Annotated in this window: 14 protein-coding genes; 9 read left to right on the top strand and 5 right to left on the bottom strand. The window is 65.1% G+C overall.

What is annotated here, in order from left to right; genetic code table 11:
• Positions 1 to 141 precede the first annotated feature (141 nt).
• Positions 142 to 567, bottom strand: a complete 426-nt coding sequence (locus V474_RS13125) for a GNAT family acetyltransferase (RefSeq protein WP_059151907.1) — start codon at positions 565 to 567, stop codon at positions 142 to 144.
• On the bottom strand, positions 558 to 2,117 hold the full coding sequence (gene guaA, locus V474_RS13130; protein WP_043978929.1) for a glutamine-hydrolyzing GMP synthase: 1,560 nt from the start codon (positions 2,115 to 2,117) through the stop codon (positions 558 to 560). Before guaA ends, V474_RS13125 begins: the two co-directional genes overlap by 10 nt.
• A 1,207-nt stretch (positions 2,118 to 3,324) precedes the next feature.
• On the opposite strand from guaA, the gene gyrB reads away from it, so the two are divergent.
• The 3 genes from gyrB (at position 3,325) to V474_RS13145 (ending at position 9,611) form a co-directional block, all read left to right on the top strand.
• Complete coding sequence (gene gyrB / locus V474_RS13135) at positions 3,325 to 5,880, top strand: DNA topoisomerase (ATP-hydrolyzing) subunit B (protein ID WP_059152147.1); 2,556 nt, start codon at positions 3,325 to 3,327, stop codon at positions 5,878 to 5,880.
• Positions 5,881 to 6,166: 286 nt separating this feature from the next.
• The gene (locus tag V474_RS13140) at positions 6,167 to 8,380 is read left to right on the top strand and encodes a TonB-dependent receptor (RefSeq protein WP_059151908.1); all 2,214 of its coding nucleotides are present in this window, start codon (positions 6,167 to 6,169) and stop codon (positions 8,378 to 8,380) included.
• Positions 8,381 to 8,501: 121 nt separating this feature from the next.
• Positions 8,502 to 9,611 (top strand): nucleoside hydrolase, encoded by a 1,110-nt coding sequence (locus V474_RS13145; protein ID WP_059151909.1) that lies wholly within the window; start codon positions 8,502 to 8,504, stop codon positions 9,609 to 9,611.
• A gap of 115 nt (positions 9,612 to 9,726) precedes the next feature.
• On the opposite strand, the gene V474_RS13150 is transcribed toward V474_RS13145, so the two are convergent.
• Both V474_RS13150 and argS read right to left on the bottom strand, forming a co-directional pair.
• Positions 9,727 to 10,530, bottom strand: coding sequence for an SPOR domain-containing protein (locus V474_RS13150; protein WP_059151910.1), 804 nt, complete (start codon positions 10,528 to 10,530; stop codon positions 9,727 to 9,729).
• A gap of 3 nt (positions 10,531 to 10,533) precedes the next feature.
• Positions 10,534 to 12,282 (bottom strand): arginine--tRNA ligase, encoded by a 1,749-nt coding sequence (gene argS, locus V474_RS13155; RefSeq protein WP_059152148.1) that lies wholly within the window; start codon positions 12,280 to 12,282, stop codon positions 10,534 to 10,536.
• A gap of 248 nt (positions 12,283 to 12,530) precedes the next feature.
• Here argS and miaB point away from each other — a divergent pair, with 248 nt between their 5' ends.
• Both miaB and V474_RS13165 read left to right on the top strand, forming a co-directional pair.
• The gene (gene miaB / locus V474_RS13160) at positions 12,531 to 13,862 is read left to right on the top strand and encodes a tRNA (N6-isopentenyl adenosine(37)-C2)-methylthiotransferase MiaB (protein ID WP_059151911.1); all 1,332 of its coding nucleotides are present in this window, start codon (positions 12,531 to 12,533) and stop codon (positions 13,860 to 13,862) included.
• Positions 13,859 to 14,566: an alpha/beta fold hydrolase gene (locus V474_RS13165; RefSeq protein WP_059151912.1), complete on the top strand. Its 708-nt coding sequence runs from the start codon at positions 13,859 to 13,861 to the stop codon at positions 14,564 to 14,566. The genes miaB and V474_RS13165 overlap by 4 nt, the downstream gene beginning before the upstream one ends.
• Before the next feature lie 64 nt (positions 14,567 to 14,630).
• Here the strand turns inward: V474_RS13165 and V474_RS13170 are convergent, their stop codons facing one another.
• The gene (locus V474_RS13170) at positions 14,631 to 15,122 is read right to left on the bottom strand and encodes an RcnB family protein (RefSeq protein WP_059151913.1); all 492 of its coding nucleotides are present in this window, start codon (positions 15,120 to 15,122) and stop codon (positions 14,631 to 14,633) included.
• Between the two features lie 303 nt (positions 15,123 to 15,425).
• On the opposite strand from V474_RS13170, the gene V474_RS13175 reads away from it, so the two are divergent.
• The 4 genes from V474_RS13175 to V474_RS13190 all read left to right on the top strand — a co-directional run bounded on the left by V474_RS13175 (position 15,426) and on the right by V474_RS13190 (position 18,895).
• Entirely contained in the window at positions 15,426 to 16,445 is a 1,020-nt protein-coding gene (locus V474_RS13175; protein WP_043978946.1) for a PhoH family protein, read from the top strand.
• Between the two features lie 74 nt (positions 16,446 to 16,519).
• A complete protein-coding gene (gene ybeY / locus V474_RS13180) occupies positions 16,520 to 17,017 on the top strand; it encodes an rRNA maturation RNase YbeY (RefSeq protein ID WP_059151914.1) in 498 nt (165 codons plus the stop codon).
• Between the two features lie 15 nt (positions 17,018 to 17,032).
• Positions 17,033 to 17,956 (top strand): hemolysin family protein, encoded by a 924-nt coding sequence (locus V474_RS13185; protein ID WP_059151915.1) that lies wholly within the window; start codon positions 17,033 to 17,035, stop codon positions 17,954 to 17,956.
• A gap of 54 nt (positions 17,957 to 18,010) precedes the next feature.
• Entirely contained in the window at positions 18,011 to 18,895 is an 885-nt protein-coding gene (locus V474_RS13190) for a LysR substrate-binding domain-containing protein (protein WP_169795066.1), read from the top strand.
• Positions 18,896 to 19,001: the final 106 nt, after the last annotated feature.

Below are 19,001 nucleotides of genomic sequence, written 5' to 3' on the forward strand. Positions count from 1 at the left end.
GATGACAGCACCGCGAGCGGAATCCCACACCTCAGTTTTTCCATTCGTCGCACGCGGGGCTAATAAAGCTCAAGGACAATGTTCAAAAAGCATGGTTTGTCGCCCGCCGCCCGGTGGATCGTCACGGCGCTGCAGACGCGGCTACACCTTGCCGCCGAGCCTGCGCCCGATCGTCACGACGTCCTGAACGTCATATCCCAGTGCGGCATAAAAGCCCCGCGCATCGGCATTGTCGCCGCGCACCATAAGCTGGATCTTGGGGCAACCGCGCTGTTCCAGCCAGCGCTCGCTTGCCTGCATAAGTGCGCGGCCAAGCCCCTCGCCCCGCTGCGTAAGCGATACCGCGAGGTAATAGACCCAGCCGCGATGGCCGTCGAAACCAACCATAACGCTGCCAGCCAGCCGGCCGCCTGCTCGCGCCGCCAGCACGGCGGATGCCGGGCCGGCCAGCGCCAGGTCGAAATCGGCCACGGGATCGTTCCATGGCCGCGTCAACCCCGCCTCGCGCCACAGGGCCACGACATCGTCGCGGTCCGCAGGCGAAGCGGGAGTGACGGTTACTCCCACTCGATCGTGCCGGGGGGCTTGCTGGTGTAGTCGTAGACCACGCGGTTGATGCCCTTGACCTCGTTGATGATCCGGGTCGCGACCCGGCTCAGGAACGCGGCGTCGAAGGGGTAGATGTCGGCGGTCATGCCGTCGGTCGAAGTGACCGCGCGCAGTCCGCAGACGTTGTCGTACGTGCGGCTGTCGCCCATGACGCCCACGGTCTTGACCGGCAGCAGCACCGCGAAAGCCTGCCAGATCGCGTCGTAGAGCCCCGCGTTGCGGATTTCCTCGAGGTAGACCGCGTCCGCTTTGCGCAGGATGTCGCAGCGATCGCGGCTGACTTCGCCGGGGATGCGGATGGCAAGGCCAGGTCCGGGGAACGGGTGGCGCCCCACGAACACGTCGGGCAGGCCCAGTTCGCGGCCCAGCGCGCGCACTTCGTCCTTGAACAGTTCGCGCAGCGGCTCGACCAGCTTCATGTCCATGCGCTCGGGCAGGCCGCCGACGTTGTGGTGGCTCTTGATCGTCACCGAAGGGCCGCCGGTGAAGCTGACCGATTCGATCACGTCCGGGTACAGCGTGCCCTGTGCCAGGAACTGGGCGCCGCCGATCTTCTTCGCCTCGTCCTCGAAGACGTCGATGAAGGTCTTGCCGATGAACTTGCGCTTGGCTTCGGGGTCGGTGACGCCCTCCAGACCCTTGAGGAACAGGGTGGAGGCATCAACGTGGACAAGCGGGATGTGATAGTGGCCGCGAAACAGCGACACGACCTGTTCGGCCTCGCCCATGCGCATCAGGCCATGGTCGACGAAGACGCAGGTGAGCTGATCGCCGATCGCCTCGTGGATCAAGACCGCAGCAACAGCCGAATCGACGCCGCCGGAAAGCCCGCAGATCACGCGGTTGTCGCCAACCTGGGCGCGGATTTCCTCCACCTTGGTCTTGCGAAACTCCGCCATCGTCCAGTCGCCGGACATGCCGCAGACGTGGCGCACGAAATTCTTCAGCAGCTTGCCGCCGTCCGGGGTGTGAACCACCTCGGGGTGGAACTGCATGGCGTAGATGCGCTTCTCGTCGTTCGCGATCACCGCGTAAGGCGCGCCGGGGCTGGAGGCGACCGGACGGAAGCCGGGGGCCAGGCTGGTCACCTTGTCGCCGTGGCTCATCCACACCTGATGCGTCTCGCCGAGGTTCCACAAGCCGTTGAACAGCGCGCACTCATCTTCGATCTCGATGAAGGCGCGGCCGAATTCGCCGCCGTCGCCGCCGGTCACTTCGCCGCCGAGCTGGTGCATCAGCGACTGCTGGCCGTAGCAGATGCCCAGGATCGGGCGCCCGCTTTCGAGGATCACGTCGGGGATGCGCGGGCCGCCATCATCAAGCACCGAGGCGGGCGAACCGGACAGGATGATACCCGTCGGGTTCATCCGCGCGAAGGCTTCCTCAGCGGCATTGAAGGGCGCGATTTCGGAGTAGACACCGGCTTCACGCACGCGGCGCGCGATGAGCTGGGTCACCTGGCTGCCGAAGTCGACGATCAGGACGGATTCGGAGGACTGGATATTCATGGCGGGCCACTAGTCGCGCGCGCGTTTTCTGTCCAGCCCCAGCGATAATCCGCCGAGGTGAAACCCTTTGTTTCCGAGGCGTGCAGCCACACATGGCCTGCCAGGGATTCACCCTCTCTTCGCAAGATGCTCGGAGGCGCCTGACCACGGATGCCTAAAAATTAGGCAAACCGCGATTTCCCGCCCTTAACCGAATTCGCACCAACCAGCGCGAGCGGGCAAAAAATGCTGAGTTGCAGACTTTGCCACCGACCCAGAAACCTTACAGCGTACGACTTTCAGCTTCATTCAGCTTGAGCGCCTTGCAAGTAACGACTGTCATAATTGTGAAATATGCAACCGGGCTTGCTGCTTTTGAATTTGCGCAATTTTTACGCAGCCCTATTTGCCGCATTGCAACATGAGCGACCAAAAGCGCCGTGCATGCGATAAAATGAAAAAGTGTTTGCAGGAGCATACCAATGACCATCGTCCACCGGACGTTCGGTTTTGCCGCAGCCCTTGGCGCCAGCGCCTTGGCCTTCGCGCTTACCCTGGCCTGATTTCAGGCGCCTGAATCGAAAGCCCTGTGCCGGGCCCGAGATTTGGGTAGGGAACCGAAACCCACGAGAAGGGCGGCCGCAAGGCCGCCTTTTTTGCGTTTCCAGTCAGCCCAGTCGGACGGGCTCAATCGAGTCCCCAAGCCACCCGGTGCATGCGCGGAGCGAAGATATCCCTGCGATGGCCGGCCTCCCATGCCGCGCGGGATTCAGGGTTTCGATAGGGATTGCTGGAAATGGGCAACCCTTCCTGGGCCGCCTTGATGCCCCAGAGGTGGGCCTGCTGCACTGTCACGGGGTTTCGTCTCACGCTCGTCTTAGTGGGTTACGCAGTCGAAACGCGTGCCCGGCGAAAAGCATCCCTCGCTCCGGGTCATTCGGGACAACCAGCGCCCCAGACGAGACGGACCGATCCGCATCGGCACCAAAACCCGTTCGGATCGGCCCCAATAACCGCCCGCCCGTGAATTCGGCCCAAACAAGACCCTGACCCGCCCGGCAATGACGCTGTGACAGTCGCCACGGGGACCGTGCCGCCGATCGCATTCGGCCCTTCGCACTCCCCCGGTGCGGCCCTGCGCAGGTCCAAGCGCGCACCCTTGTGGAAAAGACCCACGCCCGCGCCGGTTTCGCTTGGGTTACGCGGGCGCAAACCCTATATGCTCGGCATGGCTAGCACTGATGATACCCGGCCCGAAAACGGCAAGAACCAGAACGCGTACGGCGCTGACTCGATCAAGGTGCTCAAGGGCCTCGACGCGGTCCGCAAGCGCCCCGGCATGTACATTGGCGATACCGACGACGGCTCGGGCCTGCACCACATGGTGTTCGAGGTTTCCGACAACGCCATCGACGAAGCGCTCGCGGGGCACTGCGACCTCGTTCTGATCGAACTCAACGCCGACGGCTCCGTCTCGGTGGAAGACAACGGCCGCGGCATCCCCACCGGCATCCATGCCGAGGAAGGCGTTTCCGCCGCCGAAGTCATCATGACCCAGCTTCACGCGGGCGGTAAGTTCGAGAATACCTCGGACGACAACGCCTACAAGGTCTCGGGCGGTCTCCACGGCGTCGGCGTCTCGGTGGTCAACGCGCTGTCGGAATGGCTGGAGCTGAAGATCTGGCGCGACGGCGAGGAACACTGGATGAAGTTCGCGCACGGCGATGCCGTGGCGCCGCTCGTCGTCACCGGCCCCGCACCCAAGGTTGAGCAGAACCCCGACGCACAGGGCTTCAAGAAGGGAACGCGCGTAACCTTCCTTGCCTCGACGGATACGTTCAAGAACGTCCTCGACTTCGATTTCGACAAGCTGGAGCACCGCTACCGCGAGCTCGCTTTCCTCAACTCGGGCGTGCGTATTCTCCTGCGTGACAACCGCCATGAGGAAACCAAGGAACACGACCTGTTCTACGAAGGCGGCATCGGCGCCTTCGTGAAGTATCTGGACCGCAACAAGACCGCGCTGCTGGCCGAACCCATCGCGATCTCGTCCGAGCGCGACGGCATCGGCATCGATGTCGCGCTGGAGTGGAACGATTCGTACTACGAGAACGTCCTGTGCTTCACCAACAACATCCCGCAGCGTGACGGCGGCACCCACCTGGCCGCCTTCCGCGCCGCGCTGACCCGCACGCTCAACAACTATTCGGAAAAGACCGGCCTCCTCAAGAAGGAGAAGGTCACGCTGACCGGCGACGACATGCGCGAAGGCCTGACCGCGATCGTCTCGGTCAAGCTGCCCGATCCCAAGTTCTCGTCGCAGACCAAGGACAAGCTGGTCAGCTCCGAAGTGCGCCAGCCGCTGGAAAGCCTGATGGCCGACCGCATGAACGAGTGGCTTGAGGAAAACCCCGGCCACGCCAAGTCGATCGTCCAGAAGATCATCGACGCGGCCGCCGCCCGCGAAGCCGCCAAGCGCGCCCGCGAACTGACCCGCCGCAAGGGCGCGATGGATATCGCCAGCCTGCCCGGCAAGCTGGCCGACTGCCAGGAGCGCGATCCGTCCAAGTGCGAACTGTTCCTGGTCGAGGGCGACTCCGCAGGCGGCTCCGCCAAGCAGGGCCGTGACCGCAAGACGCAGGCGATCCTGCCGCTCAAGGGCAAGATCCTCAACGTCGAGCGCGCGCGTTTCGACCGGATCATCTCGTCCAAGGAAGTCGGCACCCTGATCCAGGCCATGGGCACCGGCATCCGCGACGATTTCAACCTGGGCAAGCTGCGCTACCACAAGATCGTCATCATGACCGACGCAGACGTCGACGGTGCGCACATCCGCACCCTGCTGCTGACGTTCTTCCACCGCCAGATGCCCGAGATCATCCGCTCGGGCCACCTGTTCATCGCCCAGCCGCCGCTGTTCAAGGTCGCCAAGGGCCGCTCGGAAGTCTACCTCAAGGACGCCGCCGCGCTCGACCGCTATCTGGTGGAAGCGGGCACCAATGGCCGTGTGCTCGAAACCTCGGGCGGTGCGCGCCTGGGGCGCGACCTCGAAGGACTGGTCGAGCACGCGATCCGCATGCGCAACCTGATGGCCTTCATCCCGCGCCGCTACGATCCGGTGCTGATCGAGGCGCTGGCGCTGTCGGGTGCGCTCGAAACCGACCTTGGCGCCGATGAGCGGCGCACCGCCCTGGCGGAAACCGCCGCCTGGCTGCAACGCGGCGACACCGAAGCCCGTTGGAGCGCCGCCCTCACCGAAGACGGCAACGTCGAGATCGAGCGGTTGTGGCGCGGCGTGACCGACCACCACAAGATCGAAGCCGCCTTCCTCACCAGCGCGGAAGGCCGCAAGCTTGCCCGCCTTGCTGCGGAAAATGCCGATGTCTATTCCGGCAGCGCCCGCTTCGTACGCGCCAGCGCGGTCGCGGAAACCAGCGAGCCGGAAGCCGAAGTATCTGCCGACGAAGAAGCGAACGAGCCGGTCGCGGTGCGCCTGACCAAGGGCGACGAGGTAATAACCCGTCCCAGCCAGCTCCTCGAACTGGTACTGGCCACCGGCCGCAAGGGCCTGTCGATCGCCCGCTACAAGGGCCTTGGCGAAATGAACGCCGAGCAGCTTTGGGAAACCACGCTCGACCCCGACAACCGCATCCTGCTGCAGGTGAAGGTCGAAGACGCAGACGTTACCGACGAGATTTTCACCCGCCTGATGGGCGACATCGTCGAACCGCGCCGCGACTTCATCCAGGAAAACGCGCTGAACGTCGCCAACCTCGACGTCTAACGCCATCTGAAAATCGCATTCGTTATCGATCCATCCCCGGGGGCCTTACGGTACTTCCGGAGGATGGATCACGCCCTGAGTAAGATCGGGCAGTTTTCTTCCTCCCCGGCAGAATTCGCGAGTGAGCGCAAGAAGTTGGCCGCCGCCGCGCAGCCCCCTCCCCCCAGTGCCAAAAATGCCGCAGTGTTTTTGGCAACGGTGTGTGCACATCATTGCATTTGCTGGATTTGCCCCGAGCGCCTATCGGGCCAAACGCTAAAAAATATAGCTGATCTCAGGGGTATTCATGAATTCTGCTCGCTTGCGCCGGTTTACGGCAGTGTCGGTCCTTGCCGTGACGGCGGCTTGTGCCGTTCCCGCCATCGCGCAGGAGGCCGCGCCCGCCGCATCCGTGGACGAGGGCTTCGCCGATGGCGGCATCGTCGTCACCGCGACCCGCCGTTCGGAACGCGCCGTCGACGTGCCGATCGCCGTCTCCGCGCTCTCGGGCGAAAAGCTGGACGTGCTCAACTCCAGCGGCCAGGACATCCGCTTCCTGTCCGCCCGCGTGCCCAGCCTTCAGATCGAATCCTCGTTCGGCCGCACGTTCCCGCGCTTCTACATCCGCGGCCTGGGCAATACCGACTTCAGCGCCGACGCCGCGCAGCCGGTTTCGGTGGTCTATGACAACGTCGCGCTGGAAAGCCCGATGCTCAAGGCCTTCCCGGCCTTCGATCTTGAAAACGTCGAAGTGCTCAAGGGACCGCAGGGCACCCTGTTCGGCCGCAACACCCCGGCCGGCGTGGTCAAGCTGACATCCAAGCGCCCGTCCGAGGAACTGGACGGCCACGTCAGCGCATCCTGGGCTACCTACAACACCGTGAACCTGGAAGCCGCCGTGGGTGCGCCGCTGACCGACAAGCTGCGCTTTCGCGTTGCCGGCCTCGTCCAGCGCCGCGACGACTGGGTGAAGAACGACTACGCCCAGACCATCAACGAGCGCAAGTTCGAGGGTTATCAGGACTACGCCGGACGCATCCAGTTCGAGTATGAGGACGGCCCGCTGGACATCCTCGTCAACGCCCATGCCCGTTCGCTGAAGGGCACCGCGCGCCTGTTCCGCGCCAATGCGATCAAGCCGGGCACCAACGATCTGGTCGACGGCTACGACATCGAACATACCGCCCAGAACGGCTCCAACCCGCAGACGCTGGAAAGCTGGGGCGCCAACGTCCAGGCCAGCTACGAGTTCGACGGCCTTGGCTCGCTCTACTCGATCACGGCATGGGAGCGCGCCAGCGTGTTCTCGCGCGGGGACATCGACGGCGGTTTCCCGGGGATCGTACCATTCCAGGTGCAGACCGGCGGCACCACCACGCCGAAGGAATTCTCGCAGGAACTGCGCTTCGCCTCGAAGAAGTTCGGCGACGTCAGCTTCCAGGCGGGCGCCTACTACTTCAACCAGAACCTCGAGAACGAGAGCGGTTCCTGGTCCAACACCAATTCCTATACGCCCACCAGCATCGCACACCTCGACAACGAGACTTACGCCTTTTTCGGTTCGGTGGAGTACACCCCGGTGGATTCGCTGATCCTGCGCGGCGGCGTGCGCTGGTCGCATGACAAGCGGTTCAGCGTGCTGGTCAACGGCGACGACATCGATGCCGCCACCGGCATCTCGACCGGCTCGGCAAAGGGTTCGAAGTGGTCGTGGGACGGCAGCGCGACTTACAAGCTGTCGAACTTCACCAGCGTCTATGCCCGCGTGGCCTCCGGTTACCTTGGCGCGGCCCTGAAGAACGACACCGCCGCCGGCGTCGCGACGATGGCCAAGCCGCAGACGACGACCTCCTACGAGATCGGCTTCAAGGGCGAACAGCCGGGCCTGTTCAGCTTCGCACTCGACGGATACTACTTCGACACGAAGAACATCCAGCTCACCGCCGTCGGCGGCAGCACGAACGTGACGCAGTTGATGAACGCCCGCAAGGCGATCGGCTACGGCGCCGAAGCGGAGTTCTCGGCCACCCCGATCGAGAACCTGGTGCTGACGCTGGGCGGCAGCTACAACCACACCGAACTGAAGGACCGCGACCTCTACGTCGCGCCTTGCGGCGGTGGCTGCACCGTCACCGATCCGCTGGTCACCGTCGGCGGGACCACGCTGGCCTCGATCAACGGCAATCGCCTGCCGCAGGCCCCGCGCTGGATCGGCAATGCGACGCTGCGCTATGCCGTGCCGCTGGGCAACGACAACGAGATCTTCGCCTATACGGACTGGTCCTACCGCAGCAAGATCAACCTCTTCCTGTACGATTCGGTCGAGTTCACGGGCAAGGCCTTCCTCGAAGGCGGCCTGCGCGCCGGTTACCGCGACAACAAGCGGGGCTACGAGGTTGCGGCGTTCGCCCGCAACATCACCAACCAGATCCGCGTCGTCGGCGCGATCGACTTCAACAACCTGACCGCGATGCTGAACGAACCGCGCATCATCGGCGGGGAAGTCCGCTTCAACTTCTGACAAAGCGAAGGGCGCCGGTCATCCGGCGCCCTTTCTTCATGGCCCTACCGCGCGGGCCCGCCCATCGGGGCGATCGATGCGCGGGCGGCTGCGCCATGCCTTCGCGCAACAAGGACAATAGATGAACTCCAGGCACTCCCTGATCCGCGCCGTTTCCTCGCTTCTGCTGGCGGCGGCGGTGCTGGTGGCCGCGCCCGCCCGCGCGCAGGCGGAAAAGATCATCATCGATGATGAGGGCTTTTCCCTCATGCATATGATGCTGCTCAATGCGCCCGGCGTCGAGGTTCTCGGCGTCACCAGCGTGTCAGGCAACCTGTGGTCGCCGCGCGGTGCGGCCATGCAGCTTCGCGGGCTGGAAGTGATGGGCCGCACCGACGTGCCGGTGGCACAAGGCGCGGTCTATCCCCTGGTCAACACCGAGAAGGCGACGGAACGCTGGGAAGCGCTGTACGGCAAGCTGACATGGAAGGGCGCGTGGATGAAGCAGTGGGCCGAGCCCACCCAGCAGTCGACCCCGCCCTATTACGGCCCCAACGACCTGACCAACCTGCCCTGGGGCGCCCCCACGACCAAGGCATCGCCAGAGATGGCGGCCCTGTTCATGATCCGCATGGTCCACCAGTATCCCGGCCAGGTCACCATCGTCGAAGGCGGGCCGATGACCAACCTGGCGCTGGCTCAGCGCCTCGACCCCGAATTTGCCGGGCTTGCCAAGGGGCTGGTCTACATGGGCGGCAGCTTCAACCCGCACCGCGTACTGGATGACCGGTCCGCCGTAGAATTCGCGCGTGAATTCGCCAATTCGCCGCGCCGTGAATTCAACATCCGCTTCGACCCGGAAGCCGCCAGCATCGTCTCGCGCGCGCCGTGGAAGAAGATCACCGTGGTGCCCGCCGATCCGTCGACGGCGACCCAGCTCAGCCGCAAGCTGCTGGACCGCGCCGCCAAGGCCGCCAGTCCGGCCCTGGGCAAACTGATCGCCGGGCTGGAGCCGGGCTTTCCGCTATGGGACGAGATCGCCGCCGCCGTTTTCCTCGACCCGGCCATCGTCACCGAAAAGGAAGACCTCTACGTCGACTATGACACCCAGTTCAGTGCGGCTTACGGCGACACCCTGTCGTGGCGCGAACACTATCAGCCGGGCCTGGGCGAGGTGAAGGCGACAGTCGTGCTCTCGGTCGACCCGCGTAAGCTGGAAGACCTTATCGTCCGGGTCGTTTCTGCAAAGTGAGCCTCACGCCGCCCAGTTCCTTCGCAAAGGAGGGCCGGGCGTCGGTTATCCCAAATCCCTGAGATGCTGCCCCCTCAGACTTGGTAGATGCTCAAGCGCCGCACAGGCTTTGGTATCAGTTCTTGATCTGGCAGCTCATCCCGGCAGCCTTCATGCCGCTGCACAGCGCGCGCGCCGCGGCACCGTCACCGGGAACGGCCTGGAGGCGGTAGACGGTGCCGATGTCGGCCCTGCCCTCGACCACGCGGTGGCTGATGCCGCCAAGCGGTTCATACTGCGTCTTGAGCGTGGCCCAGCCGGCTTCCGCCTTTTCCCGCGAGGCATAAGCGCCCACCTGCACACCAACGCCCCCAACCGGCGCTGCCGAAGGAGCAGCGGCAGGCGATGGCTTGGCCGAAGGCACCGCAGCGGTTTCAAAACCCGGTCCCGTCGTTTCGGCGCGGCCCGCGATCTGGGGAGCGCGCGATTGGCCCTCGGCGACTTCGAAGCTGGTATCGCCGGTCCCGGCCACCACTTCGCCGCCTGGATTTTCGGGGCGCGACTTGTAGGGTTCCTTGGGCGCTGCGATCACGCCGCCATCGGCGACCAGCGGCTGTTCCGGCCGGCTATTCACCACCCAGAACACCGCCCCGCCGATCAGCACCAGTGCGGCCAGACCCAGCATACCCAGCAGCACGCCCTGTCCGATGCCGGCTTTTTCGTCCGCATATTCCTCGTCGTCGCCTTCGAGCCAGGGGAGACGAACCTCCTCCTCGCCCAGATCGAGTTGGCGGTCGACGGGGCGCGGCTGCTCGAAGGCCGAACCGAATGGCGCGGCTTCGCCCACCTTCTCGAAGTACGGCTCAGTCGGCGAACCGGTACCGAAGACCGGGTTCTTCTTTTCCGGCCGGGGGATGTAGCCGTCGTCAGCGCCCGCCATAACCTACATTTCCTCCACCGCCTCGACGCCCAGAAGCGCGAGGCCATTGCGGACAACCTGCCCGATCTGCACAGCGAGGAAAAGCCTCGCCGCAGTCAGGTTAGCGTCGGCGGCGTTAACAAACCGCTTTTCCACCCGGTCGTTGCCCAGGTTCCAGTACCCGTGGAAGGCTGCGGCCAGATCGCCGAGGAAGAAGGCGATGCGGTGCGCCTCACGCGCGGCCGCGGCGGCCTCGACGATGCGGGGGAACTGCGCGGCCAGCTTGACCAGTTCCAGTTCTTCCTCGCCCAGCAGTTCCACATACTCGGGCGAAGGGGTGAAACCGCCTTCCGCCACGCCCTTGCGCAGCGTCGAATGGACGCGGGCATTGGCATACTGCACGTAGAACACCGGGTTGTCCTTCGAGGCTTCGACCACTTTGGCGAAGTCGAAGTCCATCTGGGCTTCGGGCTTGCGGGTCAGCATGGTGAAGCGCACCACGTCCTTGCCCACTTCCTGCACCACATCGGCCAGCGTCACGAAGTTGCCCGAACGCTTGGACATCTTCACCGGCTCGCCGTTGCGCAGCAGCTGCACCATCTGGACCAGCTTGATCTCGAACGGCGTGGGATCGCCATCCGCACCGGTCATCGCGGCAACGGCCGCCTTGATGCGCTTGACGGTGCCGCCGTGGTCGGCACCCCAGATGTCCACCAGCGCGTCCGCGCTCTGCGCCTTCTGGAAGTGATAGGCGAGGTCGGCGCCGAAATAGGTCCAGGTGCCGTCGGACTTCTTGATGGGGCGGTCCTGATCGTCGCCGAACTGGGTCGACTTGAACAGCGGCAATTCCACCGGCTCCCAGTCCTCGATCGTCTTGCCCTTGGGCGCTTCCAGCACGCCGTCATAGACGAGGCCCTTGGAGCGCAGCCACGCTTCGGCCTCGTCGGGCTTGCCGGAGGCCTGAAGCTCCGCCTCGGAGCTGAACAGATCATGGTGGATGCCCAGCAGCGCAAGATCGGCGCGGATCATCACCAGCATCGCGGCGACGGTCCTGGCCTGGAACAGCGCCAGCCATTCCGATTCGGGCGCGGCGGCATACTTGTCCCCGAATTCGGCGGCCAGTTCCTGCCCGGCCGGGATCAGGTATTCGCCGGGGTACAGCCCTTCCGGGATCGCGCCGACGTCCTCGCCAAGCGCTTCGCGGTACCGGATGTGCGCGGAGCGGGCGAGCACCTGCACCTGCCCGCCGGCATCGTTGACGTAGTATTCCTTGGTGACCTTGTGCCCGGCATATTCGAGCAGCGTGGCCAGCGCATCGCCCACCACCGCACCGCGGCAATGGCCCATGTGCATCGGGCCGGTCGGGTTGGCCGAGACGTATTCGACGTTGACGGTACTGCCGCCGCCCATGGTGGAACGACCGTAATCCGCCCCCAGTTCGCCGATGGCGCGCAGTTCGGCCAGCCAGGCAGCGGGCGACAAGCGCAGGTTGATGAAGCCGGGACCGGCGATCTCGGCCGAAGTCACCGATTCGAGCTTGGTCAGCTGCGCCACCAGCGCCTCCGCCAGATCGCGCGGCTTCATGCCGGCGGGCTTGGACAGCACCATCGCGGCATTGGTCGACAGATCACCGTGCGAGGCATCGCGCGGCGGCTCCACCGTGATCGCGTTTCGCTTCAGGCCGGCCGGCAGCGAGCCGGCTGCTTCCAGCGCATCGAGCGCGGCGTGAAGGTGGCCGGTGAAGGCGGCGTAAAGGGTCTGCGTCTTGCTCATGATGCGCGCGATTAGCGGATGTACGGCGAAAGGGGAACAGGCTGGCATGGTTTGTGTGTTGCAGCGGGTAAACCGGGGGTTGGGTGTTACCCGCCGGGGCCTTCGACAAGCTCAGGCTGAGCGGGTTCAGGTTATATAATGGTAAGGAGCCCCTCCCCCCTCTCAGGCTGAGCTTGTCGAAGCCCCCCGAAACACAGCGCAACCCCGCCCCTGTCAAACCCCGCGATTTTACGCTAACGGGCCGGTCCATGCTTATTACTCCTCCGAAGACCTACCGGGTCAAGAGCTTCGGCTGCCAGATGAACGTCTACGACGGCGACCGCATGGCCGAACTGCTGGCCGAGCAGGGCATCGCCCCCGCCCCGGAAGGAGAGGACGCCGATCTCGTCGTGCTCAACACCTGCCACATCCGCGAGCGGGCGGCGGAAAAGGTCTATCACGACATCGGCCGCCTCAAGCGCGATGACGGCACCAGTCCGCTGATCGCGGTCGCCGGCTGCGTCGCCCAGGCCGAGGGTGAGGAAATCATGGCCCGCGCGCCTGCGGTGAAGATGGTGGTCGGCCCGCAGGCCTATCACCGCCTGCCCGAGATGGTCCGCGCCGCCAGCGCCGGCGAGCGCGTCACCGATACCGACATGCCGGCCGAGACGAAGTTCGCCTCGCTGCCCCGCCGCCGCCGCTCCGGTCCCACCGCGTTCCTCACCGTGCAGGAAGGCTGCGACAAGTTCTGCACGTACTGCGTGGTGCCCTATACGCGCGGCGCCGAAGTATCGCGCCCTTACGCGGCGCTGGTCGACGAGGCGCAGCGGCTGGTGGAAAGCGGCGCGCGCGAGATCACCCTGCTGGGCCAGAACGTCAACGCCTGGACCGGCCAGAACGCCAGGGGCCAGACGGTCGGCCTCGAAGGACTGGTGCGCGAACTGGCGGCGATCCCGGACCTGGCCCGCATCCGCTACACCACCAGCCACCCCAACGACATGACGCAGGCGCTGATCGACGCACACGGCGACACGCCCAAGCTGATGCCGTTCCTCCACCTGCCGGTTCAGGCCGGAAACGACCGCGTGCTCAAAGCGATGAACCGCAGCCATACGGTGGATAGCTACCTCAAAATCCTGGAGCGCGTGCGCGCCGTGCGGCCCGACATCGCGCTGTCGGGCGATTTCATCGTCGGCTTCCCCGGCGAAACCGAGGCCGAGTTCGAGGATACGCTGAAGCTGGTCGACGCGGTGCGGTATTCGCAGTGCTTCAGCTTCAAGTACAGCCCGCGCCCCGGCACTCCGGCGGCGACGATGGACGGCCATGTGCCCGATGAGGTGATGCACGAGCGCCTGCTGCGTCTGCAGGCGGCGGTGGACCGTGACCAGCTTGCCTTCAATGCCGCCTCGGTGGGGCAGACCTGCGAAGTGCTGGTCGAACGGCGCGGCAAGCTGCCCGGTCAGTGGCTGGGCAAGTCGCCGTGGCTGCAGTCGATCCACTTCATCGGCGAGGCCGAGATCGGCCAGCTGGTGCCGGTGGAGATCACCAGCGCCGGTCCCAAGAGCCTCGCCGGCACGCGGCTTGCCATGCTGGCGGCGTGAGCGGGCGCCAAAACGCCCGCCAGCCGCTGATCCTCGTCCCCGGCCTGACCTGCGACGCGGCGCTGTGGGCTGCGCAGGTCGACGGGCTGGCCGACGTGGCCGCGATGACCGTGGCCGATACCCTGTCGGATGACAGCATCACCGCGATGGCCCGGCGTTTGCTGGACGGCGCGCCCGAACGCTTTGCTCTCGCCGGCTTCTCGATGGGCGGCTACGTGGCGATGGAAGTGATGCGCCTGGCCCCCGAACGGGTCACCCGCCTCGCCCTGCTGGACACCAGCGCCGAAGCGGACGACGCCGATCATGCCGCCCTGCGCCGCGCAGCGGTGCGCACGGCCCGCGAACGCGGCTTCGAGAGGGTGCTGCGCGGTAGTCTCGGCCTGTTGATCCATCCTGGTGCCGATCCGGCGATCGGGGAACAGGTGGTGGCGATGGCGCTGCGCGTCGGGATTGATACGTTCGAGCGGCAACAGACCGCCATCGCCGGACGGGCCGATATGCTGCCGGCCCTTGCCGCCGTGACGGTTCCCGCGCTTGTGATGGTGGGCGCCGAGGACCGCACTACTCCTCCCCGCCACGCCCGTGCCATGGCCGCCGCGATCCCCGGAGCCGTGCTGTGCAAGGTGCCCCGCTGCGGCCACATGGCACCGATGGAGCAACCGCAGGCAGTCAATGCAGCCCTGCGCGAATGGCTTGCCGCCTGACATGCAAAGCGGCCCCGGAGCGAGTGCTCCGGGGCCGCCTTCATCTATTGGCAGGCCGGTGGGCTTACCAGAAGAAGCTGTTGTGCGAAGTGACCACGCGGCCGGTGCGGGTGTTCACCATCACCACATCGTTGCCATAGCGGACCCAGCGGTGGCCGGCGCGCGGGGCGGGCAGGCGGTATGCCGAGTAGTTACGCACCCAGTAGCGATCGCCGTAATAGGCGCGGTCGAAGCGGTGACCCACCGCGACCGGGCGATAGGCATAACCGCGCGGGCCGACGTAGGCGGGGCGCTTGTAGGCATTGCGGTGGCTCTGGCGATAGTCGCGCCAGTCCTCGCGCAGTTCCTGGCGCGAATCGCGCACGTCGCGGCGGGCATCGCGAACGTCGCGGCGATCGCCGTAACGCTTGGCCTGGCGCAAGTCGCGCTGGTCCTCGCGAACGTCGCGGCGGCTGTCGCGGACTTCGCGGGCGCTTTGGGCGGAAGCCATGGTGGGAACCGCCAGGGTGGGCAGCGCGACGCTCGCGGCGATCGCGGCGATGAAGAACTTGCGCATGAATAGTCTCCTTCTTTTTTTCAGGACCGTGCCCTTTTCGTAGAGCGTTGCGGACCGGCCTTCTGTTTTCGAAACTGCCCGCCGCCCCCTGAACGGTCAGGGAACATAGCATGCAGCGTGGGGACATAAGTGTCGCACCCCTGCGACAGTTGCCGGAGCGCATGTCGATTTGTCGCCAAACCGCATGTTTATCCCCGACGAACCGAAAAAAAACGTGATCCTCACACCTTGCCTGCGGCGCTGTGTGGAGCCATCTTCACGGTAGAACGAAAAGCATCCTCAATCGAAAATCGAAAGGAGCGCATGGCCCGCAAAGCAGCACGCGTCGTTGATCCGGCGCAGTTCCGCCCAGAGACTCACCGTCGGGCACGAGTCGAGGTTGAATTCGACGAACCCACGCTGCTGGGAGCCGTATTCGGCCAATTCGATTCGAACCTGGTGCAGGTGGAAAACCGCCTCGGCGTCTACATCGCCGCGCGGGGCAACAAGATCCAGATAGAAGGCCCCGAAGATTCCGTCGCCCGCGCCAGGGACACGCTCAAGGGCATGTACCATCGGCTGGAGATGGGCCAGAACCTGGATGCCGGCGCCATCGAATCGCTGATCGCCATGTCCTCCGAACCCACCCTCGAAGGCATCATCAGCGGCGATACCGGCGAAGCGCCGATCATGATCCGCACGCGCAAGAAAACGATCGTGCCGCGTTCCGCGGCCCAGATCGAATATATGCGCGCGCTTGCCCGCACCGACGTGATCTTCGCGCTGGGTCCGGCAGGCACCGGCAAGACTTATGTCGCGGTGGCGCAGGCGGTCAGCCAGTTGATGACCGGCTCGGTCCAGCGCCTGATCCTGTCGCGCCCGGCTGTGGAAGCAGGCGAAAAGCTGGGCTTCCTGCCCGGCGACATGAAGGACAAGGTCGATCCGTACCTGCGTCCGCTTTACGACGCGCTCTACGACTGCATGCCGCCCGAACAGGTGGAACGCCGCCTCGCCAATGGCGAGATCGAGATCGCACCGATCGCCTTCATGCGCGGCCGCACGCTGGCGGACGCCTTCATCATCCTCGACGAAGCGCAGAACACCACGCGCGAACAGATGAAGATGTTCCTGACCCGCTTCGGCCAGAACAGCCGGATGGTGGTGTGCGGCGATCCCAAGCAGATCGACATCCCCGGCGGTGAGCGCATGTCCGGCCTCGCAGACGCCGTGACAAGGCTCGAAGGGGTGGACGGCATCGCCGTCAGCCGTTTCACCGCCGCCGACGTGGTGCGCCACCCGATCGTGGGCCGCATCGTCGAGGCTTACGAGGGCAAAGCGGAATGAACGCGGCGGAATGAACGAGAAGGAAGCGGGCATCCCGCTTCCTCTCACCCCTCCCACCCGCTAAGGGCCGGCCCATGGACCTCGAAATCGACATCGAAGAACCCTGGGCCCCGGCTACGGACTGGGCAGACCTTGCGCAGGCCGCGCTCGAAGCGCTGGTGCAGGTCGCACCGGAACTGGACAATCCGCGCCTGATAGCCAGCCTGCTGTTCACCAGCGACGCCGAGGTCCACGTCCTCAACCGCGAATGGCGGGCCAAGGACAAGCCGACCAACGTGCTGTCCTTCCCCATGCTGGAGCGCGACGATCTGCTGGATCTCGCGGAAGACGGACCGCCCGAAATGCTGGGCGACCTTGCCCTCGCCTGCGAGACCTGCACCCGCGAGGCAGCGGAAAAAGGCGTGCCGGTGCAGCACCACGCCAGCCACCTCATCATCCACGGACTGCTGCATCTGGCCGGCCTCGATCATGAGATCGGAGAAGCCGAGGCAGAGGCAATGGAGGCGCTCGAAACAAAGGCACTTGCGATTCTCGGCATTCCCGACCCATATGGGGACCGTTTCATTCAGTAGGGATAATCAAGCAAGATGGCCGACAATGGCCGCCATGCCGAGCAAGGCTCGGGAGAAGGCGACAGTAGCGGCACGCTTTGGCGTGCTTTCCGCCGGCTTTTCCAGGGCGACGGCGACCAGTCACTCAGGGCGCAAATCGAAGAGGTCATCAACGACCACGAAGGCGATAGCGACGGGGCATCCGCCTCGAAGGGCGACCTTTCCCCGATCGAGCGCCAGATGCTGCGTAACCTCCTACATTTCAGCGAGCACGATGCCGACGACGTGGCGATCCCACGCGGCGAAATCATCGCGATCCCCGCCGCCGCCACCTGGGCCGAGGTGATCGAAGCCTTCGCAGAGCACGGCCACAGCCGCCTGCCCGTCTACGGCGAGACGCTCGACGAGATCAAAGGCATGATCCATATCAAGGACGTGTTCCCTCTGCTCGCGCGCGGCATCGCGCCGCCGGAGGACTGGACTTCGCTGATGCGCCAGCCGCTCTACGTACCCCAGTCGCGCGGCGCGCTCGACGTTCTGGCCGACATGCGGGCGCAGCGCGTCCACCTTGCCGTAGTGATCGACGAGTACACCGGCACTGACGGGATCATCACCATCGAGGACCTTGTCGAGGAGATCGTCGGCAATATCGAGGATGAACACGACGACGCCCCCGAGGATTTGCTGGTTGCAATAGATGCAGGTATGTGGGACGCGGACGCCCGTGTAGAACTTGACGAGGTGGCGCGGCGGATCGATCCGCGGCTCGCCGAAGTCGAGGAAGCCGTCGATACTCTCGGCGGCCTTGCATTTGTTCTGGCCGAGCAGGTCCCCCAGGTAGGGTCGATCCTGGAGCATGACAGCGGCTGGCGGATCGAGGTGACGGACGGCAACGAACGACACGTCACCCGGCTGCGGCTGCATCCGCCGGTGGAAGAATTGGAGAGAGAGGCAAATTAATCGTCGCCGCCGCATCTGCGGGCGGTGGCCATATGTGAGTGAAAAGACAGAAAATTGCCTGTACGCCGTCTCCCCCCCCTGCGCGCGCTTGAAGCGTTCGTGCGCGTCGTGCGCCTTGGCTCCGCCAAGGCCGCCGCCAATGAGCTTGCGCTCAGCCCTTCGGCGCTGTCGCGCCGCGTCGCCGCGCTGGAGGATTTCACCGGCAAGCGCCTGTTCACGCGCCAGCACCAGGCGATGAAGCTCACCGACGAGGGTCTGGCCTTCTACAACGCCATCGGTCCCAAGCTGGAAGAGCTGGCCGAGGCGGTGGAAGCACAGATCGATCGCGGCCAGGTGCTGCGGCTGCATCTGGGTGTGCCTTCGTTGTTCGGCGGTCAGCGCCTGTTCCCGCGCCTGCCGGAATTGCGTAAACTGCACCCGCGCCTGCACATCGACATCGACACCGGCGCCCATCTGGAAGACCGCGTGGGCGACACGCTGGACGCCGCGATCATCCTCGCGAAGGAACCGGACCCGCAGTATTACCGGGTGCAGCTGGACCACAACAAGGTCTACGCCTTCACCTCAACCGAGCTGGCCGCCGAACTCGGCTCCACGCCAGACGAGGCGATGCTGGCCCGCCAGACCTTCCTGATCCACCAGGACCTGCCCGACAGCCTTGAGGCATGGAAGGACGCGATCGGCCTGCCCGACCTCGATCCGGCCTCGGTCGACCGTTTCGATTCGGGTCAGCTGGTGCTGGAAGCCGCGGCCCAGGGGCTGGGCATCGCCATCATGCACGACGACCACTTCCGCCGTGCCCACGACAACCGCCTGGCGCGGCTCTACGACATCGACGTCGAAAGCCCCTACCGCTACTGGTTCGTCTGCCGCCCCAAGTCGCTGGAATCGCGCCCCGTGCGCATCTTCCACGAATGGCTGCTGCAGGCCGGGCTGTAAGAAGCCTGATCGCTTCAGGGAGGAGCGCCAAGAAATCCTCCCTGCAGCCCCCTTCCGAGCCGTTTTTCCGACCAACCCTCCTTTTCGTTTTCCCCATGCGTGTAAC

It is taken from the genome of Novosphingobium barchaimii LL02, from assembly GCF_001046635.1.
GTDB lineage: Bacteria > Pseudomonadota > Alphaproteobacteria > Sphingomonadales > Sphingomonadaceae > Novosphingobium > Novosphingobium barchaimii.

Coding starts and splice junctions, on each gene's coding strand:
- guaA (WP_043978929.1), bottom strand. CDS start 2,117: ATGAATATCCAGTCCTCCGAATCCGTCCTGATCGTCGACTTCGGCAGC.
- gyrB (WP_059152147.1), top strand. CDS start 3,325: ATGGCTAGCACTGATGATACCCGGCCCGAAAACGGCAAGAACCAGAAC.
- V474_RS13140 (WP_059151908.1), top strand. CDS start 6,167: ATGAATTCTGCTCGCTTGCGCCGGTTTACGGCAGTGTCGGTCCTTGCC.
- V474_RS13145 (WP_059151909.1), top strand. CDS start 8,502: ATGAACTCCAGGCACTCCCTGATCCGCGCCGTTTCCTCGCTTCTGCTG.
- V474_RS13150 (WP_059151910.1), bottom strand. CDS start 10,530: ATGGCGGGCGCTGACGACGGCTACATCCCCCGGCCGGAAAAGAAGAAC.
- argS (WP_059152148.1), bottom strand. CDS start 12,282: ATGAGCAAGACGCAGACCCTTTACGCCGCCTTCACCGGCCACCTTCAC.
- miaB (WP_059151911.1), top strand. CDS start 12,531: ATGCTTATTACTCCTCCGAAGACCTACCGGGTCAAGAGCTTCGGCTGC.
- V474_RS13170 (WP_059151913.1), bottom strand. CDS start 15,122: ATGCGCAAGTTCTTCATCGCCGCGATCGCCGCGAGCGTCGCGCTGCCC.
- V474_RS13175 (WP_043978946.1), top strand. CDS start 15,426: ATGGCCCGCAAAGCAGCACGCGTCGTTGATCCGGCGCAGTTCCGCCCA.
- ybeY (WP_059151914.1), top strand. CDS start 16,520: ATGGACCTCGAAATCGACATCGAAGAACCCTGGGCCCCGGCTACGGAC.
- V474_RS13185 (WP_059151915.1), top strand. CDS start 17,033: ATGGCCGACAATGGCCGCCATGCCGAGCAAGGCTCGGGAGAAGGCGAC.